Source organism: Parafrankia irregularis (genome assembly GCF_001536285.1).
Taxonomy (GTDB): domain Bacteria; phylum Actinomycetota; class Actinomycetes; order Frankiales; family Frankiaceae; genus Parafrankia; species Parafrankia irregularis.
The window spans coordinates 151,535-163,293 of the sequence record NZ_FAOZ01000020.1; the positions used below are offsets into that span (position 1 = coordinate 151,535).

Below are 11,759 nucleotides of genomic sequence, written 5' to 3' on the forward strand. Positions count from 1 at the left end.
TCGGTGATCGGTGATCAGGCGGGTGCGGCGTCCTGGGTGGACGAGGCCACCAGCCGACCGTCCTGGCTGAAGAAGGACGCCCGGGTGAGCGTCCGGTAGCCGGAACCGGATGGGCTGTCCCGCACGACGAGCAGCCACTGGTCCGCGCGGAAGGGCTGGTGGATCCAGACCGCGTGGTCAAGCGAGGTCATCCTGGCCGGATGGAGTGACCGACCCGGGTCTGGATGCGGATGCGGGCCCGGCCCCGAGTCGGGGTGCGGGTTCGGCCGCGTTCGGACGAAGGCCGCCAGCATCTGCCGGGCGAAGGCGGCTGTCACGTGATCGGCCAGGTAGGTGAGCGCGCCGGCGTGCAGAGGCGGATCATCCGGGAGGGCCTGGCCCAACCGCACCCAGGCCACCGGGCGCACCGACGCCCGTGCGGCGCCTCGGGCGTCACCATCCGCGACGACTCGCAGGTCTATCAGCCGGCCGGTGGCCTCAGACGGGCGGTCCAGATCCGCGGGCGGAGGGACGGCCGGAGCCCTCAGCTGATGTCCCGTCCGCCCGTTGGGCCGGAAGAGCAGGGACATCACACAGACCACCTCACCGCCCTGGACGCCGGTGACCCGCCGGGAGGTCGCACCGCCGCCGTCGCGGACCCGGTCGACGAGATAGACGATCGTGCGTCGCCCCTGCGCCGGCCGCGGGAAATGCGCGTGCAGCGAGTGGACGGGCGGACCGCTCGACACGGTGCGGGTGGCGGCGAGCTGAGCCTGCACCGCGATCAGCCCGGTGTGGACGGGTTCGTCACCGTCACCGCGCCACCGGGCGCGAAAGACGTCACGGTCGATGTCCTCCAGCGCGGCGAGCTCGAGGAAGCCCGGTCGTGGCCTCGGCCCCGCCGCCCGAAGCGGCCTGGTCGAAGGGCCGAGCGGAGGGCTGGACGGAGGACCGGACGACGGTCCGAGCGGAGGACTGGGCCGAGGAACAGCCGGCGGGGCCCCCGTCCGGAGCCGGTCAACGGTGAACCGGACGGGTGTCACTTCGACCGAGTGGACCACTCCGGGACCACTCCGACGCCGCCGCAGCCGGTACGGAAGGGTCGGCCGGTCATCCGGGACGGCACCGGCGTTCGAGCCCGGGCTGCCAGTCGAACCCGGCCTGCCGTCCGAACCCGGCCTGCCGTCCCCGCTCGGCACCGCGCCGCCGCTCAGACCCGGGCCGCCGTCGGGGACAGTGCCGCCGTCCGGGACAGTGCCGCCGCTCAGGCCCGGGCCGCTCGCGACGGCGCGGGCATCCGCGACATCGCCGGTGGCGACACGCCCGGGGTCACGCCACCGAGGCAAGGCTGTCCCTGTCCGCGGCCCCCGTGGCCTCCGCGTCGGGTCGGCCACCCGCCGCGCTCGACGCGCTCCCGTACGGGGAATCCGGCGGGTTCCCGTGGTCCCGCGGGCCACGCAGCCGCGACCACACCGTCCCCGGTGCCAACAGGCGGCGAAGCCTGTGGACCCGACGAAGCCGATGGAACCGTCGGGTCCGCGGCTCCTCCGGGTTCCGCGGCTCCTCCGGGTTCCGCGGGTTTCGCAGGCCGCGCGGCCGGTTCCGCCCACGCGGCCCACGGCCGCCGCGCAGCGCCCGCTCAGCCCGATCGAGCTGGCGCCACGCCTCCTCGGCGGCACGCGCCCCGGCGGCGCCGTCCCAGTCCAGGGCTGTGTCGGGGGCGAAGATCGCGATCGTCACCAGATCCGCCAGCCCACGCAGGGCGGCCTCGACGGCCGGTCCCGCCTGCGCGGTGGCGGCGAAGGTACCGCCGAGGTGGACGATCTGCGCCGGGCTGGCCGCCGCCGGGACCGTGCACCCGGCATCGGCGAGCGCCTCCAGCGCACACTGCCAGGCACCGACCACACGCTCGCGCCGCTGGGCCGCGAACCGGAGCCTGCGGCGCCGGACACCGGACGCCACCAGGGCAACCGCGAGGTACAGGCCGGCCAGCCCGACCAGGATGAGGACACCGAGAACCACGTGCTTCCACCAGGCACCCGCCCCGTCGGAGGGGGCCGAGTCCCCCCCGTCCGGGCCCCCGTCGCTACCCGCCGTCGTGGGAGCCGCGGGTTTCGTGGCCGGAGTCACCTCACCGGCGGCCACGGAGCGCAGCGCGACCTCGATCAGCTCCGCCTGTTCGGGTGTCTCGCCCTGGTTAGATCCGGCCACACTCGCGCCCCTTGCCTCGGCGGACCGTGGAGTCGGGAAGAACGGCAGCCAGCCGACCCCGTCGAAGCGCACCTCCGCCCAGGCCAGCGCATCCGAACCGTGCACGGTGCGGATCTGGTCCGCGGCGCCCGCTCCGTCGCCCGGGGCCGCGGGAGCTGAGGCTGGAGCGGTGAACCCGACCGCAAGCCGGGCCGGCAGCCCGAGCAGACGTGCGGCCAGGACGAAGGCGGTCGCGAACTGCTCGGACGTCCCACGCCGGGTATGACCGAGGAAGTGGTCGATGTGCCCATACGCATGCCCCGGCGGGACCTCGGGATCGAAGACGAAGTTCGCGCTCAGGTAGGTACCCAGCAGGGCCGCCCGCTCGAACGGCGTCCGCCCCCGGGCGGTCGCGAGCTCGGCCATCGACCGCAGGATCGACGGCGGGTCCGCGGGAACGGCCAGGTCAGGGTCGTCGTGGTCAGCCGCGGCGGCGCCGGCCGACAGGGCGGCGATCTGCGCCGGCTCGGGTCGAGGCTCCGGAACCGACGTGATCTCGAAGCGCGAGCCGGCGGCCAGCGGAAGGTCACTGCGCAGCATCCCGGTACCCGGGTCGACCCGCACACCGGGCGGGCCGCTCAAAGGCGACCCGTTCGCCGGCAGCAGGTTTCCGCCCAGGCCCACGACCTCGACCTCCTGGCGCACCGACGGATCCTGCCGCGGCTGCGCGGCCGCCGTCGCGGGCGAAACGATCGTGGCTCCCGCGGCGACGAACCGCGCTGTGGAGCGCCAGCTCACACCGTCGTAGTCGTCGAAGACGGCCAACCGGAAGATCACGGGGGCAGCCGGGTCCGGCCCCGTGACGGCGGCGCGGAAGAGCACGTCATCAGGGTGGGAGGTCCAGCCGCCGAGCGCGGCGAGCGGGCTGGTCTCGGTCACGTCGACCGGTGTCGTCAAGCGGTGATCCCGGGGATCGACCGGATCGCCGAGGCGACCGCCGGTCACCGTCACCACGGCCAGGACCCCGACGAGCAGGACGGTCAGGGTCGCGACAAGCCCTCTGGCCGAGGAGCGGACCAGACCAGACCCGCCCGTCCGGGGCATCCGCGCCAGGAGGTGGCCGGCGGCCAGTGCGACGAGCACCCCCGTCTGGGGGAGGTTGTCACCCGGGACGGGCAGGGCCGACGCGGTCGCGGCCACCAGGGTCACGACCGCGGGCAGCACCGGCAGGAGCGCCGCCCGGGTTCGGATGGTCAGCTCGGCGCCGATCGCCGCCGCGAGCCAGGTCGGGGCGAGGGCCACGATCAGCAGATCGGGGTCGGCCGGCGCCGGCGCGGCAACGTCGAGGAGACGGGCCCAGCCGTCGATGACACCCGCACGGACCAGCTCGAGCCTGGCCAGGAACCCGCCCGCCTCGGCCGCGACGGTGTAGCCGGTCCAGACGACGAATCCGACCATCCAGGCCGGCACGGTGAGGACCGCGGGTACCGGCCGGCGGCCCCGGCGCGACCCGCCCAACAGGGCCACCAGCACGACCGGCAGGACAGCGGCCACCGGCAGGGGGACCCACAGATCCCGAGCCGGGAACAGCCGCGTGAAGCCACTCCCGCCGACGAGCGCCAGGGCCGCGACGAACGCCAGCTCGACGACGCGGCGCGCGGCACCCGGCGGCGTTTCCTCCGCGTGCGCGGCATCCGACGTTGTGCTGGTCGACGCCGCACCAGCCGACGCCGCAGCCGGGCCCGCCGACGGCACACCAGCCGACGCCGCAGCACTGGGTGCCGGGCCGGCCGGCGGCCTGACAGCCGGTGGCTCGACGGTCAGGTCCTTCATGCCTGGACCAGCCCGCGGTCGTCGATGGCTGCCGACACAGAGCACGCCACGGGGCCTGACACCGCCCGACCGGGCGACGGCTCCGGCCCGGCAGGCGTTGCCGCGGCCGAGAGTGATGTGGTCTGGGGCGATGCGGTCTGGGGCGAGAGGGGCCAGATCTTCCCCAGCTCGGCGGCGGTTGTCAGGTGCAGCACCCGCACCTGGCCCGATCCGGTGGCGTTCGGCGCGGCCGCCGGCGGAGCCATCTCGACCTCGCCCCGAGTGCCCCGGCGATCCCGGGAGGCCCAGGGGTCCAGCCCGTCCGAAGACTGGAGGATTCCGGTCGTCCCAGCGGCAGAAATCCTCCGATCTTCGCCCGTCGCCCGGTGCCTGCGCAGCCGGGCCCGGTCTGCCGGGGTCCGCCGGCCCCACGCGCGGGCGACGGCCTCGCTGCGCGGCCCCAGCCGCAGGACGATCACCTGGCCGAAGGCATGCGCGACCGGCGTCAGGGCCCTGATCGCGTCACGCCCGATCCCGCCGGTGACCAGTACGAGCGTGCCGACCGGGCCACGGCGCAGCGTCCGCAGCACCTCCAGGTTCGTGCCCTCGTCAGGCGCAACCGCCGCCAGTTGGTCGAGCAGCGAATCAACGTCCGCGGCACGGCGGCGGCCCGTCATCCGCACACCGCCCGATGTGACCAGGCGGACGCCATAGGCACCGCGCGCACAGGCCAGCACCGCGGAGGCCGCGGCGTCGACCGCGTCCTCGAAGACGGCTGCCCCGACCGGGCCAGCCGGGTAGGCACACCGGCGGGTGTCGAGCACGACGGTGGAGGCGGGCTCGCTCGGGTCCACATGGGTGCGGACCATGAGCGTGCCCAGCCGAGCGCTGGCGGCCCAGTGCACCAGGCGCAGGTCCTCTCCCGGGGTGTACTCCCGCAGGGTGTGGAACATCAGCCCGCCCGCCGTTCCGCTGCCGCTGGAGCCGTCGGGATCATGGGCGGGCGCGGTCGGGGGAGAGACCAGCGCCTGCGTGCGGGGGCGCACCCGCAGCGTGACCGCCTCGCCCAGGGACTGCCGGCGGTGTGCCAGACCGAACGGATCACGCCGGTCGACCCAGCAGGGCCCGATTCGGCTGACCGCCCGGACAGCCGTGTCCAGCGGCAGCACGACCTCGTGACCGGCACCGCCGCGAAGCCGACGGACGCCTACGACTGCCGGCCGCGCCAGCGGCCCGGACAGCACCCCCGGGCCAGACAGCACCCCCGGAACGGACGGTGCCCCGGGGACCGACGGCGCCCCCGGATCGGCGGGTGTCGCGGAAACGCAGAGCGTGAACGGGGGCGCCGTCCACCGCGAGTGGTTGACCACGGTGATCACCAGCGCCGCCTCGTCGCCGCGGCTGACCGATTCGGCGGTGAGCCGCAGACCGACACCGACCCGGGGCGGTCGAGCCACCGACACCACGGCCAGCAGCAGCGCCGCCGCACCCGCGGCGGTGAGCAGCACCAGCTCGGCGTAGCGCAGCAGCGACGCCGCGGCGCCGAGCCCGACCAGTGCGGCGAGCAGCCCCCATGCCGCGGGGGTGATCTTCGGTAGCCCTGGGGTGGTGCGCGTGCCCGCGCTCACGTGGCGACGAGACGGCGCGGCGACGGCACGGTGTCCAGGACCTCCGCGACGACGTCCTCCGCGGTGACCCGACGCAGCTCGGCCTCGGGGGTCAGCACCAGCCGGTGCGCGAGCAGCGGCCCGGCGAGCACTCCGACGTCGTCCGGTGTGACGAAGGAACGTCCCGTCGAGGCCGCGCGGACCTGGGCCGCCCGCAGCAACGCGACGCTCCCCCGCGGGCTCGCGCCGAGCCGCACCACGTCGCGGCGGGACCGCGTCGCGGCGACGACCCGCACGATGTAGCGCCGCATCTCGGGGGCGACGTGCACGCCCAGCGTCCGCTCGGCGTGGGCGACGACGTCCTCGGCCCGCAGCACCGGTCGGAGGTCCTCGACCCGCCGGCCGACCTGGCGCCCCTCGAGGATCTCCAGCTCCGCCTCCAGCGTGGGGTAGCCGATGCGCAGCCGCATGAGGAACCGGTCGAGCTGCGCCTCGGGCAGCGCGTACGTCCCGTCCATGTCCACCGGGTTCTGGGTGGCGATCACCATGAACGGCGCGGGGACCGGGTAGCGGGTGCCGTCGGCGGTGACGTGGCGTTCCTCCATCACCTCCAGCAGAGCGGACTGGGTTTTCGGCGACGCCCGGTTGATCTCGTCGCCGATGACGATGCCCGCGAAGACCGGGCCGGGACGGAACGTGAACTCGCTGGTCCGCTGGTTGAAGACGTTGGTGCCGGTGATGTCGGCGGGCAGCAGGTCGGGCGTGAACTGGATCCGGTGGCAGCGTGCGTTCACCGACGCCGCGAGGCTGCGGGCGAGCGTGGTCTTGCCCAGTCCCGGTACGTCCTCCACAAGCAGGTGGCCCTGCGCGAACAGGCAGATGGTGGCTAGTTCCACCGCGGCCCGCTTGCCGCGGATGACCTGCTCGACGTTGGCGACGACGTCCTCGAAGGCGATCGCGAACGGGATGGCCCGATCGGTGCTGACCGTCATTGCCGAACCTCCGCGTGTGGTGAGGCTTCGTGTGAGCCGGATGGATCGTGCGAGGTGGGCGACGTGTGCGAGGTGCTCGGGTCGTGAGAGGCGGGCCGGCCGGTCGAGGGGGAGCGACCGGCCGGCCCGCCACGGGCAGCAGGGGGAGCTGCCCGGGAAACGGAACGGCCCCCGGCGCGCCTCCCACGGGTCAGGCCGCCAGTGCCCACCGACACCGCCGGCCAGCACCACCAGGCGGTGTCGCTGGCGACCGTCACCGCAGCGTCGCTGCCACGGAGCCGAACCGTTCCGATGCGATAGACGACGGAGTCTCCCGATTCGTTGTCCCCAGTCCGGAAAATGTTGTCGAACCCGTGGTGAGGGTCATGCCGCCCCTGCGCGCCGGGGGCGGCCCCGCCGACCCGGGAAGTCACCCCGCGGGCGTCAGATGTGACGCTCCGACCAAAATGGGTCGCAACCAGTCGGCGCAGTAGCGCGTCAGACCTGTCGACGGACCACGACGGAAGGCCGGGAGCCCGCGGGGGCAGCCGCGGGCCCCTTCCGCATCACGACACACGGACCACATATGCCCACTTGATGTTGGGCTGCATTGTGTTCTCTTTGTTGTGTATGGGGTCCGTCACCGGCTTCCGCCCGGCTTTCCCTCCGGCCGGGCGGAAGCCCCCGGTGACCCGGCCCGCCGCGTCGCCGGGCCCATCTGGTGGCTCCTGGCGTCTGGGGAGGTCGGACGATTCTCGGCAGCTGGCGTCAACCGCCACGAGGACTGCCCGCACGGAGGCCCTCCGGGCCCGGCCCACGAAATCTCGGCGCACCAAAGGCCGGCGCACCAGAGGCCGACGCACGAAGAGCCGGCGCACGAAGGGCCGGCGCACGAAAGCTCGCCGAACGAGGGCTCGGCCGGGCGGCGCGGGTCATCCCGGCGGCTCGCGTGCTCCTCCCGGGCGCGGCCATCGTCACCGTGACCGCGCTGATCGGCGCCACCGGCCAGGGCACAGCTCCGGTCCGGCTCGATCTGGTCGACGACGGGACCTGGCTCACCGACTCGGCCACCGGCACGCTGATTCACCTGAGTGGCCCCGCCGGCCGGGCGAACGCCGCGGTGACCGTTCCCGGCACGGCCGGCCGTGACCTGACTGTCACCTCGACCGCCCACAAGATCGTCGCCGTCGATCCGAGCGCCGGTCAGGCGTTCCTGGTCGACCCGGCACGCCTGGCCACTGTCGGCTCGGCGGCTCTCCGGCCCGGCGTGGCGATCACCTCGGCATCCGGGATCACCTACGCGGTCGAGGCCGGAGCCGGGCGGGTCCAGCCGCTGTCCGCGGACGACCTGTCGCCCATCGGTACAGCCCTCGATCTCCCGTCACCGCTCGGCGCGGCGGCCCAGAGCGACGACGGCACCCTCTGGGTGCCGCTGCGCTCCACCGGGACCGTCGTGGCGGTGCGTGACGGTGTCGCCGCGCCGGTCGCCGGCCCGGTCGCACCGCCAGGAAACGCCATCGACGTGGTGCTGGCCGGCGGGCGCCCGGTCGTCGTCGACAGCACCGCGCGCAGCCTGAGGATGCTCGGCGGCCCGGGCGCCCCCGGCGAGTCGGGAGCCGGAGCGCGTACGGTCCTGCCCCTGTCTGAGACACCGGCTCCGGCCGGCCCGGAGCTGCTCGTCGCCCCCCGGACGGAGAGGGGCGTCGTCGGTCTGCTCGACCCGGTGGCCCGTCGGCTCTACCTGGCGGATGTCGATCACGGCACGGTGGCGGTGACGGATCTCCCCAGCCGTGATCAGGGGCAGGGGCAGCCCGGCGTACCCGTGGTCCAGGCGGGCCATGCCTATGTGCCGGAATCCGCGCTTGGCGTCGTGCTCGACTACGACCTCGCCCACGGCACGTTCGGTGCTCCCGTAGCGGTCGCCGCGGCCGACGGGCACGCACGGATCACGGTGACCGTCGACGACGGCCAGGTGTGGATCAATGACACCGCCGGGCCCAACGCGGTCCTGATCAATGATCGTGGCCGGACTCCGATCAGCAAGCAGCCGCCGGATCTCCCCGGCCTGCCCACCAGCTCGGCCCAGCCGCTGCCTGCGGCCCCACCACTGCCCAGGCCGCAGCAGCCGCGCCCCGACGGCGCCGCCCACGGCCAGGGTGCGGCACGGCCCACGCCGGCAGCGACGACGACCCGCACCCCGACCGCCGCCACGTCCGGACCGGGAACCGGCACCGGCACCGGCCCCGGCACCCGGACCGATACCGAGGCGGAGCACGAGCAGACCACGCCCGAACCCACACGGACGCCGACCACCCCGCCGCCGCGGACACCGTCGCCACCTCCGGTGACGACGCATCCGGTTACCACCCCGCCTCCGTCACCCACCACCGGCCCATCCGCCAGCCCGGACGGGCTCCCGATCGAGTGATCCGGCCGGAATGGTCGTCAACCAGCGAAGTCGATCACCAGGCGGTCGGGGTTCGTCAGCTCGAGGACCCGGAAGCCCGCCCGGGTGCTCAGGCCGGTGCCGACGTGCACGTAGCCCTCGAAGTCCCCGGCGAGCACGTAACTGGTCAGTACGGGCAGCCCACCCCCCGTTCGGGGGGTGGTCAGCGTCGTCACACCGGCGTCGTCATGAGCCGCGGCGGGGGTCACCACGACCTCGAACGTGACCGCACCCTCCAGGGGCAGGGGCGCCCCGGAGCCCGGCTGGACCACCTCGTCGACGTAGCCGGCGGTGTAGCCGGGAAGACCTCCACGAAACTCCAGCACCAGCCGGTCGAATCCCACACCGCCCACCGTGTTGTGGGCGCCCCGAAGGGCGACCAGTCGTGCGGTCGTCGCGAGCTGGCGCTGCGTGCTGACCGCACCGGTACCCCAACTGGACGGCGGGCTCGAGACCACCGCGCCGACCCCGGCGCCGGGGTCGGCACTGGCACTGGCACTGGCACTGGCACTGGCGCCGGGGTCGGCACTGGCACTGGCACTGGCCACAGGGACAGAACCGCCCCGCGGGCCTGACCCGTCACCGCAGGCCACGACTCCGGCGCAGAGCAGGATCGAGAGGGTGGCGGCGCCGGTCGTCCGCGGCCGGTGGATGGGCCAGGCGCGGCGGCGCACGACAGATCGCTCCATGGGAGCCTCCGAGACGATCAGCGATCAGCGGGAACAAGGCGATACCCGCAGTCTGAGGCGCGCGTCGCGAAAAGCAATGCCGCTTCGGGCGGCGGAACCGGGACGCGCGGTAGGGTTCGCGCCGCGGGCCGGGTTAGCCGGTCGGAATTGCCGTGGCGGATATCCCTTCACCGTGCCCGGCCGGGCACGGGACGATGTCCGTACGACGGGGTCCAACGGCTAACGGCAGCCGTCGGGCGGAAACCGACGAGAGGGAATGCCGATGCTGCGCGATGCGCCAGAACCACGGTCGAGGCCCCGCGGGGCGGGGACGCGTCCGAGGCGGACCATGCGGGCGGTGCCTCTGACAGCGGCCCTGACCAGTGTCGTGACGGCCGGTCTGCTCACGGCGTGCGGCGGCGGTTCCGGCACCGCTGTCGACCCGGCCGAAAGCCTGCGCCCGACCGCCCGGGCGGCCACCGCGAGCGTTGACGACGTGAACGGGGCGAAGGCCTCCGCCGAGTGCGCGGCATCCGTGAAGACCCTGCGGATGTACGCGGTCGGTTCACTCAACGACGCGGCGAAGTCCGGCAAGGCCTACATGGAGGCCGCCCATCCAGGGCTCACTGTGGAGCTTTCCGCCGACGCGACCGGCTATCCGGAGCTGGTGGCGCAGCTCAGTGCCGACCGCGCGGCCGGGCGCCCCGCGGACGTCGCCGTCGCCGGCTTCGACCTGCTGCCCACGTTCGCCGACGAGCTCGGCGCCCAGCCGCTCTCACCGAAGCTGCTGCGGGCCTCGTACGACCAGCGTTTCCTGCCCCTGGGCGAGTACGACGGCAAGCTGGTCGCCATCCCGCAGCAGGTTTCGATGCTCGCCCTCGTCTATAACGTGGACGCCCTGAAAAAGGCCGGGGTCGACCCCGCGACTCTCAAGACGACCGCGGGTGTGCTCGCGGCAGCCGAGAAGATCAAGAATTCGGGTCAGTCGATCCAGCCGATCGACCTGCCGACCCAGGGCTTCGGCCAGTGGTATCTGAGCACACTGGCCAGTTCCAAGGGAACGCCGGTGCAGAAGGCTGACGGTCAGCCTGATCTGACGACCCCCGCGGCCCGTGAAGCCGCGGCCTTCCTCCGCAAGGTGGGCACCTACGGACCACAGTCCGGTGACGCGACCAGGGAGGGGCTGCTGCGGTTCGGCATCCGCCGGGAAACCGCGATCAGCGCGGTCACCCTTCCGTCGATCTCCGGCGGGCTTAAGTACATCCACGATCAGGGTGCCGCCGGCTTCGAGGTCGGGGTCATGCCCTTCCCGACGCTTCCGGGCGGCACCATCCGTCCGGTCTCCGGGGGTAACGGCCTGGCGATTCTGTCGACGGACCGCTGCCAGCGGGAGATGGCCACCGAGCTGGTCGTCGCGCTGCTCTCCCCCGACGTGATCAAGGCTGGCACGGAGGCCTTCAGCTTCTTCCCGGTCGACAACACCGCCCGGACGCAGCTCGCGTCCTTCTACCAGCAGTACCCCGAGCTGACCCAGTTCGACGCGTTCATTCCGTCGCTCGTCCAGGCCCCCCAGTGGGGTGGCACCCGAGGCGGCGAGGTCCATGACGCGATCAACGACGAGGTCGTGGCGATCATGACCGGCGCCGACCCGAACTCCACGCTGGCCGGCGCACAACGAAAGGTCACGGAGCTGGTGCGCTGATCCCCGAGCCGGCCGGCTCGGATCGACCGAACCGGCCAGCTCCGGCCGGGTTGCGAGCCCACAAGATCTGAGGATCGTGGTCGTTTCCACGACCACGATCCTCAGATCTGACACGAAAAACTGACGTGAGCTGCGGGTCGGGGCTTGATCGGCTGGTTGTGGCGGGTTGGGTGGGCTGGGTCCGGTCAGGCGGGGTCGAAGCGGATGGTGAGGCCGAGGGCGTTCGCTTCGCGGATCATGCGTCGCATCGCGCGTTGCGGGTTCTTCCTCGTGTGGTAGTCGGCGCCGAGGTCCTTGTGTCCGGTCCTGTCGTGCAGGACATGCCAGATCGCGACGGTGAGCTTGTGCATGACAGCGACCAGGGCCCGCTGCTTCCCCCGGCGG

Annotated in this window: 7 protein-coding genes and 1 pseudogene; 2 read left to right on the forward strand and 6 right to left on the reverse strand. The window is 73.4% G+C overall.

Annotated elements, in window-relative coordinates; translation table 11 throughout:
* Window positions 1-14 precede the first annotated feature (14 nt).
* From AWX74_RS41545 to AWX74_RS25550, 4 genes are read right to left on the reverse strand one after another with little or no spacing between them, the layout of a single operon-like run.
* The gene (locus tag AWX74_RS41545) at window positions 15-1,325 is read right to left on the reverse strand and encodes an acyl-CoA thioesterase (protein WP_226931222.1); all 1,311 of its coding nucleotides are present in this window, start codon (window positions 1,323-1,325) and stop codon (window positions 15-17) included.
* On the reverse strand, window positions 1,309-4,002 hold the full coding sequence (locus AWX74_RS25540; RefSeq protein WP_226931221.1) for a transglutaminase TgpA family protein: 2,694 nt from the start codon (window positions 4,000-4,002) through the stop codon (window positions 1,309-1,311). Before AWX74_RS25540 ends, AWX74_RS41545 begins: the two co-directional genes overlap by 17 nt.
* Window positions 3,999-5,609, reverse strand: a complete 1,611-nt coding sequence (locus AWX74_RS25545; protein ID WP_091281978.1) for a DUF58 domain-containing protein — start codon at window positions 5,607-5,609, stop codon at window positions 3,999-4,001. The genes AWX74_RS25540 and AWX74_RS25545 overlap by 4 nt, the downstream gene beginning before the upstream one ends.
* Complete coding sequence (locus AWX74_RS25550) at window positions 5,606-6,580, reverse strand: AAA family ATPase (RefSeq protein ID WP_091281981.1); 975 nt, start codon at window positions 6,578-6,580, stop codon at window positions 5,606-5,608. The genes AWX74_RS25545 and AWX74_RS25550 overlap by 4 nt, the downstream gene beginning before the upstream one ends.
* Window positions 6,581-7,508: 928 nt before the next feature.
* Here AWX74_RS25550 and AWX74_RS25555 point away from each other — a divergent pair.
* Window positions 7,509-8,987 (forward strand): hypothetical protein, encoded by a 1,479-nt coding sequence (locus AWX74_RS25555; RefSeq protein WP_242666416.1) that lies wholly within the window; start codon window positions 7,509-7,511, stop codon window positions 8,985-8,987.
* A 17-nt stretch (window positions 8,988-9,004) separates the two neighbouring features.
* Here AWX74_RS25555 and AWX74_RS40870 read toward each other — a convergent pair whose 3' ends face one another.
* Entirely contained in the window at window positions 9,005-9,694 is a 690-nt protein-coding gene (locus tag AWX74_RS40870) for an AMIN-like domain-containing (lipo)protein (RefSeq protein WP_091281985.1), read from the reverse strand.
* Between the two features lie 328 nt (window positions 9,695-10,022).
* Here AWX74_RS40870 and AWX74_RS25565 point away from each other — a divergent pair, with 328 nt between their 5' ends.
* Complete coding sequence (locus AWX74_RS25565; protein WP_091281987.1) at window positions 10,023-11,375, forward strand: extracellular solute-binding protein; 1,353 nt, start codon at window positions 10,023-10,025, stop codon at window positions 11,373-11,375.
* A gap of 185 nt (window positions 11,376-11,560) precedes the next feature.
* Here AWX74_RS25565 and AWX74_RS40200 read toward each other — a convergent pair.
* A pseudogene (locus tag AWX74_RS40200) lies at window positions 11,561-11,759 on the reverse strand (IS110 family transposase); the annotation flags it as partial.